Origin of the sequence: Burkholderia sp. Ac-20384 (genome assembly GCF_017104605.1) — a bacterium.
GTDB lineage: Bacteria > Pseudomonadota > Gammaproteobacteria > Burkholderiales > Burkholderiaceae > Burkholderia > Burkholderia lata.
Genome location: NZ_JAAGPE010000031.1, coordinates 19885 through 44734, shown reverse-complemented (window position 1 = coordinate 44734; position 24850 = coordinate 19885). Strand labels below are relative to the sequence as shown.

Genomic DNA, 24850 nt, shown 5'->3' with positions numbered 1-24850 from the left:
GATGAGCAGCGTCTGTTAGAGGCGCGCCCGCTTTCAAGCGCCGCCCACGAATGCAGACACTGTATAAAAAAACAGTGTTTTGTGCAAGCCCGCAATGCAGGCTGCGTTGTACACGAATAACTTCGGAGACAGCCGGCCGGCGCAAACGCCCTGCCGGCCATCGGTCAGCACCATGCGAATTCTCATCGCGGAAGACGACAGCATACTCGCGGACGGCCTCACCCGGTCACTCCGCCAATCGGGCTATGCAGTCGACCACGTGAAGACCGGTGTCGACGCCGATACCGCGTTGTCGATGCAGACATTCGACCTGCTGATCCTCGATCTCGGGCTCCCGAAAATGCCCGGGCTCGACGTGCTCAAGCGCCTGCGCGCCCGCAATTCCAATCTCCCCGTGCTGATCCTGACGGCCGCCGACAGCGTCGACGAGCGCGTGAAGGGGCTCGACCTCGGCGCCGACGACTACATGGCCAAGCCGTTCGCGCTCAACGAGCTCGAAGCGCGCGTACGCGCGCTGACCCGGCGCGGCGCGGGCGGCGGCCCGACCGTCGTGCGCCACGGCTCGCTCGCGTTCGACCAGGTCGGCCGGATCGCGTATGCGAACGATCACGTGCTCGACCTCTCCGCGCGCGAGCTCGGCCTGCTCGAGGTGCTGCTGCAGCGGATCGGCCGGCTCGTGTCGAAGGAGCAGCTCGTCGACCATCTCTGCGAATGGGGCGAGGAAGTCAGCAACAACGCGATCGAAGTCTACGTGCACCGGCTGCGCAAGAAGATCGAACCCAGCGGCGTACGGATCTCGACCGTGCGCGGCCTCGGCTATTGCCTCGAGAAGGTCGCGCCCGCCGCGCCGGCCGACACGGCCGCGCCCCAGCCCGCGGTGGCCGGCACGCCGCTGCGCTGAGCCCGGGCGTCGCCGCGATGGCCACGCCGGCCCATCCCCGCCACCCGACCGGCGCGCCGTCGTCGGCCGCCGACGAGGCGCGCGACGCGCGCTACGAGAACCCGTTCGCGCCGCCCGACGAAACCGATGCGCCCGAGGCACCGCGCCCGCGCTCGCTGTTCGGCGAGATCCTCGACTGGATGCTCGCCCCGCTGCTGCTGCTGTGGCCGATGAGCATCGCCGTCACCTATCTGGTCGCAAAGACGATCGCGAACGGCCCGTTCGATCGCGCGCTCGAAACCAACGCCTATGTGCTCGCCCGCCAGATTCACCCGGTGAACGGTGTCGCCGAGCTGACGCTGCCGGAGCAGACCCGTGACTTCCTGCGCGCGGACAACGTCGACAGTGTTTACTTCCAGGTACTCGGCACGCGCGGCGAGCTGGTCGCGGGCGAAGCCGACATGCCGCTGCCGCGCGACGAGGACCGCCCGCCGCCAGGCGTCGTGATGTTTCGCGACGACCTGCTGCGCGGCAACGACGTGCGCGTCGCGTATACGACGGTCGCGCTGCCGCAATCGGGCAGCCCGCAGCCCGTGCTCGTGCAGGTCGGCGAAACGCTGGACAAGCGCAACGCGCTCGCGAACGACATCATCAAGGGCGTGATCCTGCCGCAGTTCGTGATCCTGCCGCTTGCGATCCTGCTGGTCTGGTTCGGGCTGTCGCGCGGGCTCGCGCCGCTCAACGCGCTGCAGGCGCACATCCGCGCGCGGCGGCCCGACGACCTGTCGCCGGTCGAGGCGCAGCGCGCGCCGCCCGAGATCGAGCCGCTCGTCACGTCGTTCAACGACCTGCTCGCCCGTCTCGAACAGAACATGGCGCTGCAGAAGCGCTTCATCGCCGACGCCGCCCATCAGATGAAGACGCCGCTCGCGGGCCTGCGCACGCAGGCCGAGTTCGCGCTGCGCCACCCCGTCCCGCCCGACGTGCAGCGCTCGCTCGAGCAGATCGCGACGAGCTCCGAGCAGGCCGCGCGGCTCGTCACGCAACTGCTCGCACTCGCGCGCGCCGAGAACCGCGCGAGCGGGCTGACGTTCGAGCCGGTCGAGATCGCCACGCTCGCGCGGCGCGCGGTGCGCGACTGGGTACAGGCCGCGCTCGCGAAACGGATGGATCTCGGCTACGAAGGCCCACCGGACCCGCCGGACGATACGCCGCTCGACGTCGACGGCAATCCGGTGATGCTGCGCGAGATGCTCGGCAACCTGATCGACAACGCGATCCGCTATACGCCGGACGGCGGCCGCATCACGGTGCGCGTGCGCGCCGAGCCCGCGGCACGGCGCGTGCATCTCGAGGTCGAGGACACGGGGCCGGGCATCCCGGCCGCCGAACGCGAACGCGTCGTCGAGCGCTTCTACCGGATCCTCGGCCGCGAAGGCGACGGCAGCGGCCTCGGGCTCGCGATCGTGCGCGAGATCGCCACGCAGCACGGCGGCACGCTGATGCTCGACGATCACGTCTACCAGCACGCACCGCGCCTCGCCGGCACGCTCGTGCGGGTCAGCCTGCCGCTGACCGAAGCGGCCCCGGATTAACCCTGACGCGCGCCACCGCGGCACGACGAGATTGCGCCGAAATCGGCAATTTGCCGGACGTTAAAAGCACTTCGCAGCACGATAGGCACACAAAACAACCGATCCAGCGCGGGTTAACCTGCAGTCGTTTTGCACGCGCGAGTCAGTCGGCCGTAAGTTTCCGTACCAATAATCCTCGACAGGCCCGCTCACCCAAGGCGGCCGCACATCTATATCAAGGGACTTGGAGACGACTCATGGCAACGTTAGGCGGGCAAATTTCGCACGCGCCGATGACGGGCGAAGAGAAGAAGGTGATCTTCGCGTCGTCGCTCGGCACCGTGTTCGAGTGGTACGACTTTTACCTGGCCGGCTCGCTCGCGGCCTACATCAGCAAGAGTTTCTTCTCCGGTGTCAATCCAACTGCCGCCTTCATCTTCACGCTGCTCGGCTTCGCGGCCGGCTTCGCGGTGCGGCCGTTCGGCGCGATCGTGTTCGGCCGGCTCGGCGACCTCGTCGGACGCAAGCACACGTTCCTCGTGACGATCGTGATCATGGGCCTCTCGACGTTCGTGGTCGGCTTCCTGCCCGGCTACGCGTCGATCGGCATCGCCGCGCCCGTGATCTTCATCGCGATGCGGCTGTTGCAGGGCCTCGCGCTCGGCGGCGAGTACGGCGGCGCGGCGACCTACGTCGCCGAGCATGCGCCGGCCAACCGTCGCGGCTTCTACACCGCGTGGATCCAGACGACCGCCACGCTCGGCCTGTTCCTGTCGCTGCTCGTGATCCTCGGCATCCGCACGCTGATCGGCGAGGAAGCGTTCGGCAACTGGGGCTGGCGCGTGCCGTTCGTCGCGTCGATCCTGCTGCTCGCGGTGTCGGTGTGGATCCGGATGCAGCTGAACGAATCGCCGGTGTTCCTGCGCATCAAGGCGGAAGGCAAGACGTCGAAGGCACCGCTGACCGAAGCGTTCGGCCAGTGGAAGAACCTGAAGATCGTGATCCTCGCGCTCGTCGGCCTGACCGCCGGCCAGGCCGTCGTGTGGTACACGGGCCAGTTCTACGCGCTGTTCTTCCTCACGCAGACGCTGAAGGTGGACGGCGCAAGCGCGAACATCCTGATCGCGATCGCGCTCCTGATCGGCACGCCGTTCTTCCTGTTCTTCGGTTCGCTGTCGGACAAGATCGGCCGCAAGCCGATCATTCTCGCGGGCTGCCTGATCGCGGCGCTGACCTACTTCCCGCTGTTCAAGGCGCTCACGCACTACGCGAACCCGCAGCTCGAACTCGCGACGCAGAAGGCGCCGATCACGGTCATCGCCGATCCGGCCGCCTGCTCGTTCCAGTTCAACCCGGTGGGCACGTCGAAGTTCACGAACTCGTGCGACGTCGCGAAGAGCGCGCTCGCGAAGGCCGGCCTGAACTACGAGAACGTCGCGGCACCGGCTGGCGCGACAGCCCAGATCAAGGTCGGCGACACGGTGGTCCCCGCCTATGAAGGCAAGGCGGCCGACGCGAAGGCGCAGGGTGCGGCGTTCGACAAGACCCTCGCGTCGACGCTGAAGGCGGCCGGCTACCCGGCGAAGGCGGACCCGGCACAGCTCAACTGGCCGATGACGATCGTGATCCTGACGATCCTCGTGATCTACGTGACGATGGTCTACGGCCCGATCGCGGCGATGCTGGTCGAGATGTTCCCGACGCGGATCCGCTACACGTCGATGTCGCTGCCCTATCACATCGGCAACGGCTGGTTCGGCGGCTTCCTGCCGGCCACCGCGTTCGCGATCGTCGCCGCGAAAGGCGACATCTACTCGGGCCTCTGGTATCCGATCGTGATCGCGCTGGCCACGTTCGTGATCGGGCTGCTGTTCGTCAAGGAGACGAAGGACTCGAACATCTACGCACAGGATTGAGGTGGATGAGCGGACGGTTGCCGGTGGTGCACGGCGATCGTCCGCAACAAGGCCGGCACGGGCCGCCGGCACCTTTTTCACGGATGATGAAAAAAGGTGTTGACAGCAAAGCCGGCATTCTCCATAATTCATTTCTTCGGCGAATTAGCTCAGTCGGTTAGAGCGACGGAATCATAATCCGCAGGTCCGGGGTTCGAATCCCTGATTCGCCACCAGTTGCAAAAAGCCCCATGTAATCAATCGGTTACATGGGGCTTTTCTCATTCGGTGGGTCACTTGGTGGGTCATTCCCATGCACAAGTTGCCCCGTCTCTACCGCTCGCGTCACGGCGTCTACTACCTTCGCGTCATCCAGAACAAGCGGAAAATCCGCCGCTCTCTCGGAACCAAAGATTTCCATCAAGCTAGAATTTCGGCTCTGTCACTGAATCTTCAGCTTGCCATGGCCGAACCTTTTGACCTCAACAACAAAGACCTGCGGAAGCTCGATCTGAACATCAGCCCGACCGGGGAAATCAGCTTCAAGGACATCAAGGCCGACGACGTTGGGATCGTGAAGGACATTCTTCAGAACATGGGCTTCAAATCAGAAGCCCAGTTCGATGCCGCACTTGACGACAAGAAAGCTGCCTTTGAGGCTGCCAACCCCGGACTCACTGCCGAGGCGATGGGTGCGCAGATGGGGAAAATCGTGCGGGCGAGCATGGCGCTTCCGGTGGCGGAACAGGCTGCCTATATCAAACGGGAAAAGGCCGCCTTCATCCAGCAGCACCAGCAACAGTCCCAGGCACCGAAGCAAATCAGCGAGAAGTTCAGCGCCGTAGTCACGCTCTACCTGAACGAAAAGAAGCTCGATAACGTTCCCAAAACGCTCTATGACAAAGAGCGCATCTACAACGAATTCCAGAGCTTCTTTGGTGATCTGGACATCAACGCCTATACGCCTCAGGAAGCCATCGCCTACAAGAACCGGCTGATCGGCAAAGCAGTGTCGGCGAGCGGGATTAATGCCCGCTGCTCGTTCATGCGGTCGCTTTTCGAGTATGCCGCCGATAACAACCTCTACTTCACAACCAATCCATTCGAAAGGGTGAAGATTTCGACCAAGGCGAAGCTGAAACAGCAAGTCAAGTCTTACCAGCCGTTCACCGAAGAAGAGCTTGCCGTTGTCTTCGAGGAAAGCGCATACCGTGCCTTCATGGACAAGCCGGATTACTACTGGTTGCCGTTCCTCGCCCTCTACACAGGTGCCCGCCTTGAAGAACTGACGAGCCTGCCAGTGGATCGCATCTTCAAGGCCGATGGCGTGTGGGTGTTCGACATACAAGAGGATGTCGCCAAGAACATCAATTCAGTCCGGAAAATCCCCATTCCTGAAGTGGTGCTTCAGTCCGGCTTTTTCGACTACATCGAAAGCGTCAAAGCAAGCGGCGGCATACAGCTTTTCCCTCACCTGACGAAAGGCAAGAATGGCTACTCAAGGAATACCTCTCGCCGGTTCGGACAATATCTGGATACGCGCGGGATCACCGACGAGCGCAAGGTGTTCCATTCGTTCCGGTCGAATTTCATTAACGCCGTCACGAACGAGAACGTTCATCCGGCCATCATCATGGGACTGGTCGGACACTATGAGCAAGGCAAGATCGATTTCTCAAGCCCGCACTTCAAGCACTATCAGAAGAAGAAACCGCTGGAAATCTTGAAGGATGCTATCGACAAAGCATCCTTCCCGATCAAGTTGTTTTGGTAGGACGGGCTACCCCCCTGCTTCGACCAGTTTTACCACGGCTTGGTCGGGCAAAACGTCACAAGCGCGGCACCAATCCAAATAAAACAAAACGTCCATATAGCGCTCGCCGCGCTCAATCTTCGATAGATACGACTGATCCACCTTCAGGCGTTGAGCTAACTCGACTTGAGTGAGTCCTGCGCCCTTTCTCAGGGCTTTCAGGTGCGCTCGAAGAGCCTTGTATCGTGGGTGATGAACGGATGGAAGCATGTCGCAATGCTCCCCGCTTCCCCTGAATAGGCCACTTTGGCCTATTTTGCGCTATTATCCGCCCGAGCACGGTTAACGCCGTTACCAATCAACCAGAAACGGGGGCGGAATGAAGGCGAAGTTGGCGATAGCAGTGGCGGCGGTGTCGTTGGCCGCATGCGGTGGTGGCGGTGGAAGCAGCAACAACAGCAGCGGCACTCAGACCAGTTCATCGAGTAACGGGGCATCCTCGCCGGTTGTGCCGACCGACGCGCAAATCCTGGCCGATATCGCGACAAGCCAGAGTACGACGAGCAACACGCCGATCTGGGACACCTCACAGGCCTACGGCTCGGTCGGCAACCCGTATAAGGGTGGTGTGGACGGTGTTCATTCCTATCGCTGGAACATCGAGCGCGATGGGCTGATTCCGGTGCTCGACACGAGTAACCGCCCTGAACTGACCACGGCACTGAACAACCTTGAAGCGGCGGCGGGCAAAACGCTCTTCAACCGGCTTCCGGCGACGACGAACCCGGCTTCGGTGACGCGGGGTGTCATCTTCAACAACCAGACCCCGCCGACCCAGGGCACGAGTGAGCCGAATAACTGCGGCGAGCTTTACGCGAATAAGCAGAACATGTTCGGCGAATGGGTCGATCCGGCCTATTCCATCGATCCGCCTCTTGCTGCCGACTGGCAAGCCGAAGTGGATTCCAGCCCGCTCATCGATCCGCGTGCGACCTTCAATGTGGATGTCGATTTCAGCAACGCCAACTGCCAGCCGTTTGAACCACTGGTTGAGCACGAACTGCTGCATGCCCTAGGTCTGACCAATCACTTTGACGGCTTCGGCGAAGGCAGCGGCGGGAACTGCAATGGGGCACTGTGCACTGACCGGGCTTATCCGGTTCTCAAGACGCTCTACGCGAATCCGCCGATGACCGTCATCTCGACCATGACGATTGCACGATAGAGGCATACAACATGAAGAACATTCTTCCCGTCTGCGTCGCTCTGGCTCTCGCCGGATGTGCCAATGCACCCGATATCGGCGGTGCCGTCTCTCAGCTTACCGATGGGCTGAAAGGTGGGTTGACTTCAGTGGGTGCCGTGCCTGCACCTGGACATTTCAAGGAATCTGGCCTGTATCACGTCATGCAGGACAACGGCAACGGCTGGCCCCGTGCTGCCATCACCATCAACAGCCTGCCGGCCAATGCCTACATCAACAGCATTGCGACCAACATGGGTAGTCGGTATTCGTATGGGTCGAACTACTGCATGAATGTGTCCGTGGTGCTGTGGCATGACGCGAAGCACAGCCAAAGCTATAACGGTGCGAAGTTCTGCGGAAACGACATCCCGAACAACACGGTATCCGCCGACACCGGTCAATTCCTGCTGTGGGCTGGCTCATTGGCTCAAGGTGCCAACACCGGCGCGCGACGAACGAATGGACCGAATCCGCCGAAGAACAACTTCCCGCAAGGCTCGGGCTATGTCTCTTCCTTCGCGGGCACGAACGGCATGAACCTGTTCGCGCAGTTTATGTTTGCGATGGGCTATGACATCGCGGATAACGGTGACGATCATCGTGCGTGGGTTGTGTCCATGCCGTCGGCTTCACAGATGGCGAACTGAGAGGCGAGCCATGCCCGCTGAAAAAAAGCAGTTTTCGCTGAATGAACGGGTTATTGAAACCCTTGATATCACCGATACCGGCGACTGGCTCAGCAAAGCCGTGATTGATTACCCGCTGGCAATCGCATGGCTGTTGCTTCGCCTTTTTCCGTTCGTCATTCCGATGTGGTTCGTTGACCGGTATGCGGGACATTACGGCTTTCTGCGTCTTGGCTCGTTGCTCTACTTCGGCATGTTGTTCGCTAGCCCGCTTTGGTTCATCTGGCAAGTCATACGCATTTCCAGAAAGCGAAAAGCGCGACTCGATAAAAATAGGACTACTATGGAAACGACTGTCAAATTCGATCAGGCTTGTCAGGTCACGACTCGCCCCGATGGAACCGTAGATATCACTTTCCGCCAACGGCGAATCAACTTCGTTGCTGCCGACTTGGTAATTGCCGTGCCTGGGGGAATTCTGCTCATTACCGGCCTTTTTGCCTCGCTCTATTTCGGCGTCAACCATGGTTTTATCATGGGCTTACTGGCTCTGTTCGTTGTGTTCTTTCTGCCGATCATCGTGTTCTATCGGCTGAACTGGAAAACGGCGACCATTAGTGTGGAGCGTGAGGGCGTCCGTTGGGGACAGCATGCCATGACATACGCCGATATCGATTCATTCGGATGGACAAGCACGACACGCAAGGCAAACCGTGGACCACTGAGCACCACAGATTCCTACGCATACATCACGACGAAGGGGCGGGAAATCGCGATCACGAAGGAAGTGAGGGGTGAAGGCGCACGCGACATCGCCGAAGCACTGGACAGGGCTGCCGCGCATCAGGTGAACCAATTGTCGCGATAGACCCGCCGTCGTCCATTTTGAACGGCTTATCCACGGATTTCGAAGCGGCCACCTGTGAAGGCCATGAGCTAGAAAGCGGTGGGTAAGCCGTTCCGTCTATCTGTCCGACCTCGGGAAACAATCATCAGTTGGACATTTACCCGGGACAGGCTGAAACCCTTGTCAGATAAGGCTGTGTCCGGGGTGGCCGATGCGTCCGGGGTAAAACGGAAGGCTGTCAACCAAACCGGTAGTGCGGATCGAAAAGACCGAGATATGATGTCGCTGATGTCACGACCCAATCGGCGAGGTCCAAGTTGGCAGTGAGCTTCGAAACGCCAGCCCCCTTCCCCCGAGCCTTGAAATCGCACTCATCCCTGAAGGTGAGCTAGCAATTGTCGAATCAACGAGTCTACGCGCATGGCGCCTACCTCGTTTCGATTCCGCTGGTAGAAGTTCTGCCTTTGCAGCGTGGCACAATCTATTGCTTCCGGAGTGGGCTGGAAAGCGTCTTTACACTTATTGGACTACCCAAAGCAGAACCTAACGTTTGATCGCAGCCAGTTCGCCCTCAGTATTTGCAATTACGTCCAGCACAATCTGTCGGGCCTTTTCACCCCTTTCAGTTAAAACTTTCTCGATAAGATGTAGATTTTCGTCTGCAAAAGCTAACTCGGTCCGCAAAGCAATGCTTGCTTGCGTAGAAAGATTGGTGACCTGAGGCTGATACGTGGCCAATTCTTTAAGAAATTCAATCTGCGCCACTTGTAGCTGAGCAATGCTACCATCCCTCGTCCTTGACCATTCGTCAATTTGGCCTTGCTGAAAGTTAATTTGGCTTTGAACAAAATCCCACTTCCTTGGATCCGGTGGCCCCTCAAACAGCATTGAAGTTTGGATCTGAACCCAACGACCATGTTCCTGCACCGCCCGATCCACAGTGCCATTATTCGCCAACCATTGGCCATGGGATCGCTCAATTGCACCGCGCTTGATCGAAAGAGCAAAATTCATCGCTAACAGCAATGTTAATAGCTCGCTGACAACGGCAACGGTCTTCGCCTCCGCAACTCCGTTCACTTTCCCAATAGTTGCGATCGCCTCGGAATATTTTTTGTTCGCGTCGGCGCGTGGCACCGACGGATCAGCCATTGATCCAAGCGCATGAAGTGCAGAGAATACGCCCTCTATCGCTGGAATATACACATCGCGTCGTAACTGCATCTTGCGATCCAAGGCTTTTTCGGCAGACTCGTGACTGCGTTTCAGCGCGCTTTCGGTCGCAGTATGCTGTAGTTGTTGCCGATGTCTTCGAGAAAGACCGACATTCGTTAACAACACGCCGACAACGGTGATCAGCGACCCCACTATTCCTGACCATACTACATTGGGCACCGACTTCAGGAAATCAAAGACATCGGAAACGTATGGCATCAGACCGCTCATTCCTTTCCTCCCTGGACACGTTGGACACCCCGGACGCAGCCCTATCCGACAAGGCTTTCAGCCTGTCCGGGGTAGATGTCCGACCTGATTACTTGCCCTGTCCGGACACCCGAACAGTTCCGCTCGCCATGTTGAGTTGTCGCTGTCTAGCTCGGGCAAGCTGCAATTCCAGTCGTCGCTTGCGTTCCATCAGGGCCATCACTTTCCTCTCAGCACTAGCTTTCTGTTCCGGGCTTCTCGCGCTGTTCATTTCGGAAACCGCGGCGTTGATACTAGATTCAATATCGGAAAGGCTCGCCATGAGTCCGGCGATGCCGAAGTCACTGGTCATGTTAGCACGGTCACCCATTACCGACTGGTCGCGCATCGTCTTTATCGTCTTCATCACACCGGGCTTGTTCTCATACTTGATTGGCGATGAATCGTCTCTCTGCTGGTTGTCGGCGGACTGTTCTGGTTTATTCTCTTTCATACGGTTATCCTTTATGGTTGTTGGTATGGTTATGGATTGGACTGCCGTGCTCTGTCGCTCAAGGCGGTTCATCTTCACTCGCTCAGATCGCACCATGCGCGGCGACAGATAGGCTCGGACATTGAATTGACGGCGGGCTTCAACAAGCTGGCGTAGGGTGTTCTCTGCCTGCCTGTATTCGGTGGGCGATAGGCGGTGTTCCGTCTTCGTGTCGCGTGCCGATTGAACGAGCTTGCTGTAGTCAGAATCTGCCCGGTAGAGTGGGCCACGAAAACGCTTCGCCTTCTGGGCACCGGGAAATTTCATCGACAGATAATCGGTGCCTTTCCGTGTTATCTCTACACCGTATTGCTCAACAAGAAAATCACACAGTTGCGCACGGTTGGCGATTTGACCGGAACGGATGGCTTTCGTCAGTCGCTTGTGCAGATAGAGCTTGTTGCTGCGGTCTTGCCTGCCTTCCACCGTGTATCGCTCGAAATCACTCAAGGCCAGCTTCAACGGGTCGGGCACAACCTGAGCGTAGCCTAGGCGGTGATTCATGACCTGCGTGAAGGCTTCGTATAGCTTGATGTTCTGCTGACCCGGTGGATGGATGTTCATCCGTTTGCCCGTCGTCATCTCGGTCATCGGAACGACGAAGTGAATCTCGGTGTTTCCCTTGTCGCGGTGCAGGACGAACAGGTTATTGAAATGCTCAGGCCCAAGTCCGGGACACATGGTCTGCTTGAATGACCGGATAACTTCGCGCATCTGGTCACGACTGGGTTGCTCGTTGTCGCGGAAAGCAATCGCGCCGGAAACATATTTATGCTTGCGCTGGATTCGGTTGATAACGGCAACGGTGAGGTCAGGACTGCCTTCCAATACTTCTGGGGCAACGGCACGCGGCTGGCCCGTGTGGTCTCGGTCACTCAATAGATAGTTAACAGGGGACTCGCCACGCGAAATCCCCGCTTTAAACACGCGGACGATCATGCCTTTTCCGTGTTTCTTTTCTGTTTTACTGTCTTCCAGACATCTTCTGCATATTCCTGAACCTGCATGACGGCAAGCAGGATTTCATCGTCAGGCTGTTTGCCTTCATCGAGTCGTCCGGCTATCTCGGCAATGTAGTTGCCAATGCGGTTGATGTTCTGCAACCATGCCTGCTCGTCGCCATCTGCTGGCTTGGCTTCCGGGTTCATCACGGATTCGCGAAGATACTGGGCAAGATTGGTATAGCCTGCGTCGATGGCACGGTGGGCAAGCTCTTCGCGCTCTTCGTTGCTAAACCGGATTTCGACACGACGGTTGCGGCGATGGATGTTGCCATCTATGCCGGACTGTCCAGCTTGCTTCTTCACTGCTGAGGCACCCGCCTCGTCAAATTGCATCTGTTCCATATTGGCTCCTGTTGTTATGGTTATGGGGCCGAGCGTTGCTGTGTCCGTTTCTGCTTCGCGGTGTTGCTCGTCAGGGACTGGGACACCAGATATATTCTTTCACACGATGACACTGTGAAACTGTGGATACCGTGTGAAATGTTGACCTTGCTTGCTTGGTTCGTTCTTCGTTCGGCTTTCTATATAGATACCGGAATTTATCGGGAATGCAAGGCCATCCGACGAACGGTAACTCTCACTAGTCTGACGATCTTGTATCATTCAGAGTTGCAATAATTTTTCACACCCGTTGACAAAAGAGCGAATAGATCAAGGGAAACCGATGCTCGACTTTTTACTCAGAAACCAAGACAATCTCATCATCGGCTTTTTCTTTCTTCTGGTGGGTTTCCCAGTTGGGCAGTTGTATTCACGTCTGCTTGGTAAACAAGAAGTGCTTCCGGCAGCTACCGTCCGCGTCGGCACGATAGTCGAGGTCCCGGTGTCGCCGACCACTTACAGCCGACGACGAAACGCACCATCTGGCAGCGACAGCGATTCAATGATGCTCGGTCAGGTCGTGGTGGTCTTGCTGTGCTTCGGATTCGTGTATTGGCATGAGCAGGTTCTATTGGCTGCTGCGGCTGCCGTTTGCTTCTCGATAGGGCTTTTTGTCGGTGCTACGCTGTATGCGCACAAGATCGACGCGATCGACCGTAACGGATGGTCGGCGTATCTGCTTCTTACGTTCTGTGTTGCTGTTTTGTCTTTCGTTTTGATCGACTCAGCATTGAGGCCGATTTATGCACCGCCCGAATTTGGCTCATACCAGGATGTTCTGAGGCGTGAAAAGATCGGCGTGTTTTTGCGGTGGGTGGGGCTGAAAAACCTGACGTGGCTTGTCACACACGTCGCAGGTGTATTCTTGCTGTTGTATGTTCAGGTGCGTCTAGTGCTATCGCTCGTTCACTATCTCGCAATGCTTCGGCTTGCTACCTCTGCATGCGGCGCGATTACTCAGTGGTTCGCCGTATCTACGAGAAAATACGGGAATCCAACTAAGAACTGCGTCATCTTAGTGTCAATGAGTATCGCCTCGTTTCTGCTCGTCAATGGCTACGCGTTTGTTTGGTATCAGCAACTATTTCAAACTGCACAGACCCTTTAACGGGTATTTCACCTCGGACACGTTGGACATCCCGGACACAGCCCAGCGCGGAAAGGGTTTCAGCCGTCTGGGGTCGCTGTCCAACATGATGTCTTCGCCGGTCGGACAATAAAAAAGAGCCGCAGGCTGCGGCTCTTCGTTCCGATGGGTTCATGTCGGCTAGTTCACGATAGCAATAAAACGATCCCAGTTCGCCGGTTCAGACTTCATCCGGCCACCATTGAAGCCCTGATCAAGCACCCGGACATAGGCCATCTTGTCCGTCTTGAACTGTCGCCAGCTGGTAGGACTGCCACTGTTACTCTTGCCCGCCACCTGATACCCGAGCAACCTGGGCTCGCCGTTCGCGATGCCGTAGAGATGGGGCTCTACCTGCCGATAGTGCCCATCGTAGTAGAAGCCGATGAGCTTCTTCTCAAGAACCGCCTGACAAATCGTATCTTCGTTTTTCATATGCATTCCTTATTAAATGGATTGGTTGGATTCAGCAGTGGATGGTGGTGAACCTACACCACGATCCGAACTACACCTTTACAGCTTGACGGCAAACGGGTCGTTATCAAGCTCTTCCGGCTGGGATGGTGCAGCAGACTCGTCGTCAAACCGTCCGACGGACAGATTCACACAGTAGGCACGGCGCTTTTTGTTACCCTCGTGAACCATGATCCGCTCACTCTTGATACCGGGAATTTCGCCATTCAGCCGTTTGAAAAACTGGCCTTCGTTACATGACGGAAAGCCCAGTTGCTCACAGTGCTCGCTATAGCTCACATAAAGGTCCCTCTTTTTCGTTTTAGCATTGGCATCCAGCACGATGCCCATCGTCCAGATCCAGCTTGCCACCGTATCGGAATCCGCTTTGGCGGCCTGTTTTGCTTGCTCAACGGCTTCCGGAATCTCGAACCCACCCCTTTCGGCCAGACGGCTCAGCCCTGCCAGGGCCCAGTCAAGCACGATGTGCAGCTCGTCACGGATAATCTTGCCGTCAAGGTCGTTGATGATGTCCTTGCCCTTCACCTGGACATTCCATTCAATGATGTGGAACCGTCGCCACCAGCCATCCGAGTGATCATTGATGGCGGGCATGTGGTTCCCGCAGATAATCCACTTGGCAATCGGTTTGTAGCTAAATGCAGCCTTATACTTGGGGTTGATATCGATATACCCCTGCGAAATCAGGCTTTTCAATGCCTGCTGGTTGATCTTCGCCTTCGGTGTTTCGTCGCAGATGGCAAGCGAGGCACCGACGATGGAAGTCAGGTCGAAGCCGTCCAGCTTGTCCAGCCGCATTGCCACGGCTTTCTCATGCAGGGCACGAGCGATGTTGAGCATGACGGACTTGCCGTTGCTACCGTTGCCGACCCACAGCTGGGCACATTGCAGGTTCATGTTGCACAGGGTGTAGCCGATGTATTCCTGCACCAGTTCCCGTACGGCGAGGTCGGGCAACGAGGTGTTCAGGTATCGTCCGAACAGCGAGTCCACCGGAACCGGTGCCGGACTGTAAATGCCGGGGAACGGACGGGCATTGAGACGGATGCCGTGGGTAATGCCGACCGTGCGATCCGGGGACTCGACACACCAGTCAAACCCGTCGTCCATTACGAACCACTGTCCACCAGCCGGGACGACAATACGGTCGGGCTTGGGCGGCATCTGCTGGGTGAGCAGCAAAGCCGTCTTATGGCAACTCTTGGCCGTCTGTTCGGTAGCACGAGTCCGGTTGTTCAGTTGCAGCCATTTCAGGGCATGCCTTTTCGTCTCGACATCCGTTTGCAACTGCCAGTAGCTGTCGTTCCAGACATACAGGTTGGCATCGTCGGTTGCCAGGTTTTTATTTTTCGAGCACTGCTCGGAATAAAGGATTTCCGGGGCATCCGCGATCAGTTTATTAGGCTTCGCGGACATCAGTTGCAGTGCTTGTGCGATTTGTGCACCAGTGACGATGTGTTCACCCGACACGGCTTGAGCGGATTGCATTTCAAATTGAATAGCTTCCATATATCTTCCTTATTAGAGTGGTTATTTGATTATCGGCAGATGAATTTTACCGACTTCAGTTCTACTTCCTCACTATCGATATCCTCTTCGATCAACAGATTCGCCGAGTCCCATGGCAAGCGGGACAACAGATACTCTTTGGCCAGGGCCTTGCTTTCTGCCTCGACACGATAAACACCGGAATAAACCGTCGTCCGCTCGACTTCAATTTCATAGGTATTCAGATTCATTTTGATTTCCTTCTATTTACAGGCTTGCTTGATTGCTCGCCATAAGAAGCATTTTTCCAAATAATCGAATAAAATGATCCGCCAGAATGGGGGGTGTCACTTTGGCGGAAGAAATGGAAGGGAACGACAAGGCGAGGTCAGCGATTGCCACTGTTCGGACGCGGGTGTGGCTCGAAGCAGCACGACGGTCAGCCGGTGTCGAACGCTTGGACGGCAAGATTGTTTACGAAAGGATTTCAACGGCTTATCTGAAGACCTTTGGCACTGACGTTCGGGACGGCAAAGCCAACCCACGGTTCCACCGGCATGCAGATGGCAAGTCGTCGCCTAACAAGAACACCTTGGAACGGGTTGATGCGGTGTGGCCGGGCACCCGCGACGCTTATATGATTGGCCCGTTTGAGGGTGTGGAACCTGTCAGGTTGTGGGCAGCCTTTCGCGAGCCGTCAACCGACTTGTGGGAGGTCGTGTGTGATGCCTTTCCCGACATGGCTGAAAGCCTGCTGGATGGCAGACCGCATTACGCACGCATTGCGATGATGGAAGCGGCTATTGCACGGCTGTTTGATGAGCCGGTGGGCGACAGTCCGGCAAGCAAGGCACTGGAACAATACAACCGGCAACATTCGCTATCGCTCAAGGTGCTCGCCGGAATACTCGCATTCTGGCGGTTGAGCCTGCTGGTCTACGATGACAGCGATGGGCGGGTGTTCCGCATGGTGGCATTCGCGGTGAACGAGCCGTTCCGCCCAGCCCTGGAACAATGGGATGCGTATCCAGCCTTATGGGATGCGATAACCGAGGTGCATACGGTGGAAACGGCGAAGCTCGCTCAACTCATCGGAAAATATGCCGTGATGAGTCCGGCATGGCGACGTGCATCGGCCTCGGACACGGTCCGTGGACAGCCAGAACCCTTGTCAGATAAGACTATGCCCGGGGTGTCCAGCGTGTCCGGGGAAAATTAGTTAGGCGGGGGCTACGACTGCGACGCTGCAAGTTGGCCCCTTGAACGCCCAATTCGGGAAAACATCATAGGGTTTGCTTTTGGAGGCGCGAGTGGACTCAGTAGAATCGTCAGCGACGAGCATAGAATGTTCATCAAATTTCCCGTCAAAGATTTATGCCTGCATGAGCGATGGTGGGCGCTTCATTGCATTTTGGCAAATTGGCGAAAATTCCATCCGATTTTATGACCCATCTGACTTTCAAGAGCCGAATTTCATTGACACCTTCGATAGCTTTCGCGAAATGCGCGACTACTACAAGAATCGGGAAGATCTAGCCGAATTGGATGAAATCGTCTTGGCTGCCGGACATATTTTCGCGCAACGTTTAAGCATTCTCGACACACGAAATTTCATACTATCGAAGATGCCATTGGGGAGCTATTGGCCCAGAATTTGGCGGGGTCGTTATTCGGAAAATGATCCACTATCGACCTACAACCCTGTATCCGCCCGCTCAATATATCGATCTAATTTCGTACAGTCGATCGTCGCCACATCGAGTTTATTTTCTTATCTATTAGAGATATTCAAGCATGTGGAGCCCGCCACGGATAACCTCAACGTGTTTGGGCATAAAATACGCGAATTGCTGATACTCGCCTGCACTGAAGTGGAATCCGCTTGGCGGTCGGTCTTAGAGGCAAATAGCGCGTCGAAAAAGCGCTCATACAACACAGCTGATTACTACAGGACGAAGGCTCCGCTCCGGCTTGACCAATGGGCTGTAGCTCTAAAAGATTACCCGAATATAGGCGAATTTTCGCCGTTTTTAGAATGGAACAAAGAAAATTCAACGAAATCACTTCCGTGGTATGACTCTTACAATGCGACCAAGCATAACCGAGAAACAAATTTCTCAAGGGCAAATCTAAAAGATTTGATCTACGCCATAGCCGCGTTACATATCATGCAGGCAGCGCAATGGGGGCCAGAGCTATTTGATCCGTTCCATGGAAACGTTGTTAGCCCCTTCTTTCTGACCAAATGGCCAGACTACGACGCAGCCCACCAGTACATCCCCAATGCCGATATGAATGAGAAACTGCGTCCCCGTCTCTACTTTGAGGACCGGCATGACGCTGAATGATATGGCGCCCTTGTGGGATGGACGATTAACGATGCATCGATTTACCCCGGGCACGTCGGACACCCGGACAAAGCCCGATCTGACAAGGGTTTCTGCTGTCCGGGGTAAGTGGCCAAGCAATTTCGACGGCGAACGGTTAGACATCTCTGCTTATGCAAGCATTGGACGCTCACCGCAGCTTGCGGGAAGAAATATGCAAATTGCATGCGGCGCAAAAGGCTGAGTTCGATGACATCATCGTGAAATATCGGCCGGATATTTCCAGCGCGGCGAGCTGATTAGCCCTCGGACGTAGACCCCGGCCAGTTGAAACCCTTGTCAGATCAGGCTTTGTCCGGGGTGTCCAACGTGCCCGGGGAAATTGATGATATTGTCTGTGGCAATAGTGGGGATTTCGCAAACCGTTAACTTAACCAAACGACTGGGCGAGGTATTGCAGATGGACAGTTCAAAATACACCCGGATGATCGAGATGCAATGTCCGACATGCGCGGGAAGCCACTTCTCGTTTGAGGGGGATTCCGAGGACGAGTTGGCGATTGTCACCTGCGCCGCGTGCGGTCGCCGGATGACTCGTGCCGAGTTGCGAGAGTCAAATAGCGAAAACATCGAGGCGCATGCCAAAGAGATAGGGAAGCAAGCTGCTCAGGATATCGCCGACGAGTTGAGGAAGACTCTGAAGAATGCATTCAAAGGTAGCAAGAACATCACCATCAAATAAGTTCGCGTTCAATGACCCTTGACCTGAGCGGCTTTGCCGCCATACTCGCCCTTGTGCTGTCCTGCTACTCGACGTGGAAGACGCTACAGTTCAATAAGAAGCAAGAGGAATTGATAGAGAGCCAGCGACAACTGAACGCTCTGCTTGCAGATAGAGAGTCGGCTGAACTGGCCGAGGGTAGGCGAGCCAATCTTGGCGCCGCTTTCTCTAAGGTGGGAAGCAACAACTATCGGCTCAAGGTTTTTAATCAAGGTCCCGCGATTGCCCGAAACGTTCGAGTTTCGTTTCCTGATGGAAATCAATTTGTCAATCAGAGGGAAGTCGATTCAAAATTCCCCATGCAAACGATGGATAAATTTCAGTCCGTCGAACTCATCGCTTCTGTCCACATGAACAGCCCGTCAAAATTGGGGGTTCAACTTGATTGGATTGATGAGGATGGCAAAAACAGGACCAAGATGGTTCACCCCACCTTGTGAATGATCAATGAGCGCTGAAGCTGCCTTGCCAAGGACGTGGACGAAGCAACAGGAAGAGGAATGGCAAGCGTTCCTGTCATTCCAGGCCGACTATTCGTTGCCGAACGGTGCTATTGAGCGCTCAGATAAACCCGATGTGCTGATACATGGCGATCGGAAGCTGGGGATCGAGCTAACCACTCTCTATATTCGCGACGGTCAGGATGCGGCAAGCGAACAGCGGCAGACCATACCCCGAGAACGAGTCGTAGCTCGCGCCCAAGAGCTTCACGTTGAGGCCGGTGGTTGTCCCATTGAACTAGCTATAGGCTTCAATCCTGCGTTTCCGATCACTGATGTGGATGACTTGGCACGCAGGGTTGCTGAAGTTGCGATGTATGTGCAGCGTGGGGAACCTGGGCACGTAGAACAAGCGACATACGATCATCTTGATTGCTTGGATTACATGTATTTCAGCGGCGAGTGGGCCAAACCTCGTTGGTTTGTCCAGCAAAGCTACTCTGTGCCGATGCTTCAAGTTGATCGGGTGCGGGAAATTGTTGCAGACAAGATCAAGAAGGCCGAGGGCTATCAGTCCTGCGATGCTTATTGGCTCATCATCTCTGTGGATTTCTGGAACCCGGCACAGGATCAAGAGATCGAGTGGCCGGGTGGCGAAGGCATTGATTGCGGACCGTTTGAGCGAGTCTTCCTGCACAAACCTGCCTACCGGCGCGTGATTCAGATTCCTCGGGCATAAATTAACAATGAACCTTGCCAAAAACGAAGCCGTCGAGATAGTCCGAATGTTCTGGGACCTCATGGCAACCAATGACTTTGACTCGGTTGGACAGGTTCTTGCCGAGAACTTCACACTTGAGTGGCCTCAATCCAACGAACGGATTCGCGGGGCCGCAAATTTTTCCCGGATGAACTACGAATATCCCGCACAAGGTCCTTGGCGGTTCATAGTCAACCGCGTCGTCGGAAACGGAAACGAGGCCGCCTCGGATGTGAGCGTCACGGATGGCGTGCTTCGTGCCCGTGCGATTTCATTCTTTACGATGTCTGAGGGGAAAATCTCGCGCATCGTTGAATTCTGGCCCGATGACTATCTCGCACCGGCTAATCGTCGTCACTTGGTCGAACCGATTTCGTAATCGTCTCACTATCGCATCGGGGAATTCTGTGCCTGGGCCCTACGCTGGTATCTGTCAGACATTGACAATGATAGATCGACAATAACTCACACTAAGGATTTAACATGCCAGATAAAGAGCAATTGATCCAGCACTTAAAAAATCTGATCGCGATTACAGAGCAGAGCGAGACTTACGACGATGCATTGTGGCGAATCGATTCAGTCTCGCCATTTTTTCGTCATTGGAACAGGCAAATTTTCTATCGGCTCGATCATTTAGAACAAAAGGTCGACGCGCTACTGGAACGCCCCACCGTTTCATGCAGAATGACTGGTGAGGAAGGCAACAACGTAATGCAGCTAATGACATCAATTGGTTCTGCCGCACGGGGACAGGCTATTAGTCATTTGCATGACGGATTCTTGGGGGCATCTCAATTGGTGATTTGCGATCCTTATTTTCTGAGAACGATCAAAAATCTGTCAAAGAGTGACTACCTAGCCGGAATCAACGACGTTATTCCCAAAACGGTCAAATCAATCGAGCTTTTTGTCAAACCCAGGGCGCGTGATTCCGAGGTGGCAAGCGGATTCAACGATATCTGCCAAAAGCGGGGCATCAGACTGACATGCAGAAAAACCGATGACCTACATGATCGGGTGTGGATCGTCGATTCAACGCGTGCGTTCGTTGTCGGTGCATCGTTCAATGGGCTGGGCAATAAGTGTGCGTTCATTCTAGAACTGCCGGAGGATGATCGGCGAAACTTCATCAAGGAAGTCGGGTTGTTGCGCGAGCAAACGACGCGATCGAGGTCAGCATAACCTCGCTAGCCGATTTACCTCGGACAGGCTGGACACGCCGGACGTAGCCTTATCCGACAAGGGTTTTAGCCGTCCGGGGTAGATGTCCGAGAGCATTCACCCAGCCGCGCCAACACTGGCCTTCCGTGCTGGTGGCGAACGTGGGATACTTGGTGTGTCCGTTTTTTCCGAAAACTCGACCTACCAGATGGGGTAAGTGGTTGATCTAGAATGATTTTCCAAAGATTGGAATTTCATCCCTGATTCGCCACCAAATGCGAGAGCCGCTGTTTCGAAAGGAACAGCGGCTTTTTCATTTGCTCCGCCAAAAAACACACGCCGTCACATCGCGTTGACCGCGTGAGCCTCCCCGGTCGAACGCGACGATCATTCGGCCATCGTCAATTGCAAACTTCCGGTCGAAATCGATCCGCGACTTGAATGCGCCGACGCGAGGGGCCGCGCTGAATGGCCGCGGCTCTTTCACTGGCGCTCATCACGCGTCCCGACACCGGTGTCTGCGCACGACCGACGCAAACACGAACGGTTGAACTCAACAGCAATCCGGTGACACGCGCGTTCCGTGCCGAGCGCCCGTACCGGCTCGTGCTTTCGCGGCAGCGATGATCGAGCCATTGCTTTCGAGACCAGGGGTGATACGCAACCGATGCCGAGCCCCCCCTCCGCCAAAAGACGATCCACTCGCCGATGCCCGTATGCGGTGATACCGAACGGCGCAAAAATCGATACCCCGCGCAATGGCACCCGATACACCGCGGCACGAGCGCTACGCCGCACTTAGAATCGGACAGTCCAAATTTCTGCTGCATCCGGGCATGACGTCAATGAAAAAACGCCTCGCATGCTTCCTGTCGGTTCTGATCGGCATCGCGATCCCGCTCGCCTGCCACGCCGATCCTCTGCCAGACACCACCGTCGACGGCCTGCATTGGAGATTCGAACAACTGCACGACACCGGGCACGACGACGATTACGAAGTAGCCGCCCGTCGAGGCGAACAGGTCCTGGTCTGGGACAACGGCAAGAACCGGCAAGCCTATGCAGAAGCCGTGTTCCTGCTGGTCTCCGCGCCCTACGATCAGGTGCAGCCGCTGGTACAGCGCGAGCTGGAACGGACGAGCCCGGTAACAGCCAATGCCAATAGCTGGCAGCTGCATAATTTGCCGGATCCCTGGAGCTACGTGCTGTTGTCGCGACGGCCGGACCTGCGCACGGCCATCGCCGACCACGCGACCCTGCCGAAACTGCAGCAGGCGCTGCAACAAGGCGCGATCACCCGACAGGAACTGGACTGGCGCATGGATCAGGCACGGACACGCGTCGACCGGCTGTCCCGGGGCGCCGGCCTGCCGGCGCTGCAGACCACCTATGCATTCTGGGAGGCCCGCCAGGACCACAGCGACGGCATCACCGGTCAGTACCGGAGTGCGCTGTTCGTCAGGGTGCAGGACGTAAGCGCCATATTCGGGCATCCGGCGACGGTCGTTCAGTTCGGCCGCATCGACTCACGACCCAACCCCGACTACAGCCTGTGGAAAGCCCTGACGCTTCAGGACCTGGACGTGTTCAGCGGCAACCGGACCCAATCCAGCAGGACAGGCATCTCCGTCGTCCCGGGCGAGGTGTTCACGGCATTGACCGGCGCGTTGTCCGCACTGCCGGCCAAGCTGGAAATCGCCACGTCGCCCGCCGCATGGCAGTTGCCCTCGACCCCGTCGATGCCGCCCCCCGCAATCAAGCTGGTTGTGCCGGACCCGAGCGCCCCGGTAATCAAGCCCGCGATCATCCGCTGGGACAAGTTCGTGACCGACCCGTCGCAACGCACGTTGCTGTACCCGCACGACCTCCTCAGCCTGCCGGATGGCAGCCTGCTGTTCAGCGCCCAGGTGGCCGACAACCGCGGCTGGAACGAGTACGTGTGGCGGCTGCACGCGGCCAACGGCGCGTTGCAGGCGGACGAAGTCTGGCACGGCAAGGAGGGCCCGCGACGGATGATGATCAACGGCGACGGCAGCGCCGTCTGGTTCGACGGCCAGCCGGACGCCAAGAGCAAGCCATGCCTGTACCGATATGACCTCGCGAGCCGCAAGGTCGATGGCCATGAAGTCGTCTGGCCGAGCGAGACCGACTGGCGAGACTTCCAGATGAGCGATATGGCCTGGATCCTCGACGACGATCTGCCGGCCAATTTCTGGCATGACATCCGGCGTGACGAGAAGAACGAGAACCCGTTCGGTTCCGAGTTCCTGACCGTGCAGCGCCCGACGTCACCGCCGTCGGGCACCGATGATCCATGGCCGTTCGTCACCACGCTGGCATCGGTACGCCAGTCGCTGATGGACGAGATCAGCAACGGCACCAATACCCTGATCTGGCCAGTACGCTGGCGGCCTTCCGGGAGCTACTGGACGGAGGATTCGCAAGGGCTCGCCGAGCTGGATGCCCGCACCGGCCGCACGCTGCGCACGATCGCCCTGCCGCAGCGCTTCGGCACGCCGAATTCCGTCAGCGCTGCCGGTATTGCGCAATGGGTGCCCAAGCCGCTCGGTTCGCCGCAAGGTCAATGGATCGCGACAGGCTTCGTGCTCCTGCTCGACGACGACGGCAGCATGCCTCCTCCCGTGAAGTATCCCGGCCCGAAGCGGGAGCGCTTTGTCGGCATGCACGTGGTGGATCTCAAGAACGGGCACGTGCTGTCGGCACTGCTGGGCACTGCCAACAACTTCAAGGCCGCCGCCCGTTCGGCGAACGGACGCCTCCTTGCGATGGGCACGACCTACACCTCGGGCGGCTGGAAGCATCGCGTGGCACTCTGGGACGTCGCACAGGGCCGCACACCCGTGCAGCTCGACACATCGTCGATACCCAAGGACAGCGAGATCCAGGCGCTGGCCTTTTCGTGGAGCGGGTCGGCGCTGTGGGCGCTCGGCACGCGCGAATTGATACTGTGGCAATTGCCCGCAGCACTGCGCGATCGCGCGACGCGCGGCGCGACGCCGGATCAATCCCGCAATTGAAGCCGCGGCATCGACGCTCGACTTTCCGGGGCGCCAAAACTGCGGTGGCGGGCGACACGGCCACCCCGGCCGCGCCCCGGTGTCTTACGCCGCCACCGCCCCTCTCTGCACCTTCTCCGCCCGCGCCCCCACCCGCCCGCGCCAGTTCTCCCCGCCTTCCAGCGACGGCGTCGACTCGAACACCTCCGCGATCCAGTCGGCGAACACGCGCACCTTCTGCGACAGATGCCGGTTGTGCGGATACACGATCGAAATCGGCTTCGGCTTCGGATTGCAGTCCGGCAGCACCTCGACCAGCGAGCCGTCGAGCAGGTTCTCCAGCACCATGAACAGCGTCGGCTGGATCATCCCGAACCCTTCCAGCCCGCACGTCACATAGGCATCCGAATCGTTGACCGTGACGCCCCCGTTCATCCGCACCTCGAACGGCTTGCCGTCGATCATGAACACCCACGGAATCGCCCGCGCGCCGTGGCTCGACCGATAATTCACCGCATGATGCTCGGCGAGATCGGCGATCTCGTGCGGCTCGCCGTGACGCGCGAGGTAATCGGGCGACGCGCAGGTCACGCGCTTCAGCATCCCGATCCGCCGCGCGACCATCGACGAATCCTCGAGCGGCCCGACCCGGATCATGCAGTCGATGCCCTCCTCGACCGGATCCACATAGCGGTCGGAGAGCCCCAGTTCAAGCGTGATGTCCGGGTAGCGCTGCCGGAAAATCGACAGCGACGGCAGCACGATGCGCCGCCCGAGCGAACTCGGCATGTGGACGCGCAACACGCCGCTCGGCTTGCGGTTGCCGGTCTGGAAACTCGCGTCGGCCTCCGCGATCTCCGAGATGATCTTCATGCAATGCTCGTAGTACGCCGCACCTTCCGGCGTCAGCGACAGCCTGCGCGTCGTGCGGTGCATCAGGCGCACGCCGAGCAGCGCCTCGAGGTTCTGGATGATGGTCGTCACCGACGCGCGCGGCATCGCGAGCGTGTCGGCCGCGCGCGTGAAGCTGTTCGCGTCGACCACGCGGGTAAAAACTTCCATTGCCTGGATTCGGTCCATGCTGCTCCCCCTTCGAATCGCCAACGGAAC

At 57.5% G+C, this 24850-nt stretch carries 25 protein-coding genes and 1 tRNA gene; 17 read left to right on the top strand and 9 right to left on the bottom strand.

Translation table 11 applies throughout. From position 1 onward, the window contains the following. Positions 1-33: 33 nt before the first annotated feature. A complete protein-coding gene (locus tag G3O00_RS08625) occupies positions 34-174 on the bottom strand; it encodes a hypothetical protein (protein ID WP_206142713.1) in 141 nt (46 codons plus the stop codon). Here G3O00_RS08625 and G3O00_RS08620 point away from each other — a divergent pair. From G3O00_RS08620 to G3O00_RS08600, 5 genes are all read left to right on the top strand, one after another. Further along, positions 173-901, top strand: a complete 729-nt coding sequence (locus G3O00_RS08620) for a response regulator transcription factor (protein ID WP_041492943.1) — start codon at positions 173-175, stop codon at positions 899-901. The genes G3O00_RS08625 and G3O00_RS08620 overlap by 2 nt on opposite strands. A 17-nt stretch (positions 902-918) precedes the next feature. After that, positions 919-2475 (top strand): sensor histidine kinase, encoded by a 1557-nt coding sequence (locus G3O00_RS08615; protein WP_206142712.1) that lies wholly within the window; start codon positions 919-921, stop codon positions 2473-2475. Between the two features lie 236 nt (positions 2476-2711). Then, positions 2712-4370 (top strand): MFS transporter, encoded by a 1659-nt coding sequence (locus G3O00_RS08610; protein ID WP_011353089.1) that lies wholly within the window; start codon positions 2712-2714, stop codon positions 4368-4370. Positions 4371-4508: 138 nt separating this feature from the next. Beyond that, a tRNA-Met gene (locus G3O00_RS08605) sits at positions 4509-4585 on the top strand. A gap of 77 nt (positions 4586-4662) precedes the next feature. Then, positions 4663-6123, top strand: coding sequence for a site-specific integrase (locus G3O00_RS08600; RefSeq protein ID WP_206142711.1), 1461 nt, complete (start codon positions 4663-4665; stop codon positions 6121-6123). Between the two features lie 6 nt (positions 6124-6129). Here G3O00_RS08600 and G3O00_RS08595 read toward each other — a convergent pair whose 3' ends face one another. Continuing rightward, positions 6130-6372 (bottom strand): helix-turn-helix transcriptional regulator, encoded by a 243-nt coding sequence (locus G3O00_RS08595; protein WP_206142710.1) that lies wholly within the window; start codon positions 6370-6372, stop codon positions 6130-6132. A gap of 109 nt (positions 6373-6481) precedes the next feature. On the opposite strand from G3O00_RS08595, the gene G3O00_RS08590 reads away from it, so the two are divergent. From G3O00_RS08590 to G3O00_RS08580, 3 genes are read left to right on the top strand one after another with little or no spacing between them, the layout of a single operon-like run. Then, on the top strand, positions 6482-7327 hold the full coding sequence (locus G3O00_RS08590; protein ID WP_206142709.1) for a hypothetical protein: 846 nt from the start codon (positions 6482-6484) through the stop codon (positions 7325-7327). An 11-nt stretch (positions 7328-7338) separates the two neighbouring features. Further along, positions 7339-7995, top strand: a complete 657-nt coding sequence (locus G3O00_RS08585; RefSeq protein ID WP_206142708.1) for a hypothetical protein — start codon at positions 7339-7341, stop codon at positions 7993-7995. A 10-nt stretch (positions 7996-8005) separates the two neighbouring features. Next, complete coding sequence (locus G3O00_RS08580) at positions 8006-8842, top strand: hypothetical protein (protein WP_206142707.1); 837 nt, start codon at positions 8006-8008, stop codon at positions 8840-8842. 522 nt (positions 8843-9364) lie between these two features. On the opposite strand, the gene G3O00_RS08575 is transcribed toward G3O00_RS08580, so the two are convergent. From G3O00_RS08575 to G3O00_RS08565, 3 genes are all read right to left on the bottom strand, one after another. Continuing rightward, complete coding sequence (locus tag G3O00_RS08575) at positions 9365-10267, bottom strand: hypothetical protein (protein WP_206142706.1); 903 nt, start codon at positions 10265-10267, stop codon at positions 9365-9367. Between the two features lie 88 nt (positions 10268-10355). Further along, a complete protein-coding gene (locus tag G3O00_RS08570; protein WP_206142705.1) occupies positions 10356-11717 on the bottom strand; it encodes a relaxase/mobilization nuclease domain-containing protein in 1362 nt (453 codons plus the stop codon). Continuing rightward, a complete protein-coding gene (locus G3O00_RS08565; RefSeq protein ID WP_206142704.1) occupies positions 11714-12124 on the bottom strand; it encodes a hypothetical protein in 411 nt (136 codons plus the stop codon). Before G3O00_RS08565 ends, G3O00_RS08570 begins: the two co-directional genes overlap by 4 nt. Positions 12125-12446: 322 nt before the next feature. Here G3O00_RS08565 and G3O00_RS08560 point away from each other — a divergent pair, with 322 nt between their 5' ends. Beyond that, on the top strand, positions 12447-13271 hold the full coding sequence (locus G3O00_RS08560) for a hypothetical protein (RefSeq protein ID WP_206142703.1): 825 nt from the start codon (positions 12447-12449) through the stop codon (positions 13269-13271). A gap of 159 nt (positions 13272-13430) precedes the next feature. Here the strand turns inward: G3O00_RS08560 and G3O00_RS08555 are convergent, their stop codons facing one another. The 3 genes from G3O00_RS08555 to G3O00_RS08545 all read right to left on the bottom strand — a co-directional run bounded on the left by G3O00_RS08555 (position 13431) and on the right by G3O00_RS08545 (position 15502). Further along, positions 13431-13724, bottom strand: a complete 294-nt coding sequence (locus G3O00_RS08555) for a hypothetical protein (RefSeq protein ID WP_206142702.1) — start codon at positions 13722-13724, stop codon at positions 13431-13433. A 78-nt stretch (positions 13725-13802) separates the two neighbouring features. Next, the gene (locus G3O00_RS08550; RefSeq protein ID WP_206142701.1) at positions 13803-15272 is read right to left on the bottom strand and encodes a phage/plasmid primase, P4 family; all 1470 of its coding nucleotides are present in this window, start codon (positions 15270-15272) and stop codon (positions 13803-13805) included. A gap of 29 nt (positions 15273-15301) precedes the next feature. After that, positions 15302-15502 (bottom strand): hypothetical protein, encoded by a 201-nt coding sequence (locus G3O00_RS08545; protein WP_206142700.1) that lies wholly within the window; start codon positions 15500-15502, stop codon positions 15302-15304. A gap of 113 nt (positions 15503-15615) precedes the next feature. Between G3O00_RS08545 and G3O00_RS08540 the strand changes: the two genes are divergently transcribed. The 8 genes from G3O00_RS08540 (at position 15616) to G3O00_RS08505 (ending at position 23761) form a co-directional block, all read left to right on the top strand. After that, on the top strand, positions 15616-16470 hold the full coding sequence (locus G3O00_RS08540) for a hypothetical protein (protein ID WP_206142699.1): 855 nt from the start codon (positions 15616-15618) through the stop codon (positions 16468-16470). Between the two features lie 91 nt (positions 16471-16561). Continuing rightward, complete coding sequence (locus G3O00_RS08535; protein WP_206142698.1) at positions 16562-17599, top strand: hypothetical protein; 1038 nt, start codon at positions 16562-16564, stop codon at positions 17597-17599. Positions 17600-18038: 439 nt separating this feature from the next. Then, positions 18039-18320 (top strand): hypothetical protein, encoded by a 282-nt coding sequence (locus tag G3O00_RS08530; RefSeq protein ID WP_206142697.1) that lies wholly within the window; start codon positions 18039-18041, stop codon positions 18318-18320. 11 nt (positions 18321-18331) lie between these two features. Continuing rightward, on the top strand, positions 18332-18799 hold the full coding sequence (locus G3O00_RS08525; RefSeq protein WP_206142696.1) for a hypothetical protein: 468 nt from the start codon (positions 18332-18334) through the stop codon (positions 18797-18799). 7 nt (positions 18800-18806) lie between these two features. Next, positions 18807-19538: a hypothetical protein gene (locus G3O00_RS43280; protein WP_241025041.1), complete on the top strand. Its 732-nt coding sequence runs from the start codon at positions 18807-18809 to the stop codon at positions 19536-19538. A 7-nt stretch (positions 19539-19545) separates the two neighbouring features. Beyond that, the gene (locus G3O00_RS08515; protein WP_206142695.1) at positions 19546-19938 is read left to right on the top strand and encodes a nuclear transport factor 2 family protein; all 393 of its coding nucleotides are present in this window, start codon (positions 19546-19548) and stop codon (positions 19936-19938) included. Positions 19939-20042: 104 nt separating this feature from the next. After that, on the top strand, positions 20043-20744 hold the full coding sequence (locus tag G3O00_RS08510) for a hypothetical protein (RefSeq protein ID WP_206142694.1): 702 nt from the start codon (positions 20043-20045) through the stop codon (positions 20742-20744). Positions 20745-21481: 737 nt separating this feature from the next. Further along, entirely contained in the window at positions 21482-23761 is a 2280-nt protein-coding gene (locus G3O00_RS08505; RefSeq protein ID WP_206142693.1) for a hypothetical protein, read from the top strand. 84 nt (positions 23762-23845) lie between these two features. Here the strand turns inward: G3O00_RS08505 and G3O00_RS08500 are convergent, their stop codons facing one another. Then, positions 23846-24820, bottom strand: a complete 975-nt coding sequence (locus G3O00_RS08500; RefSeq protein ID WP_206142692.1) for a LysR family transcriptional regulator — start codon at positions 24818-24820, stop codon at positions 23846-23848. Positions 24821-24850 lie beyond the last annotated feature (30 nt).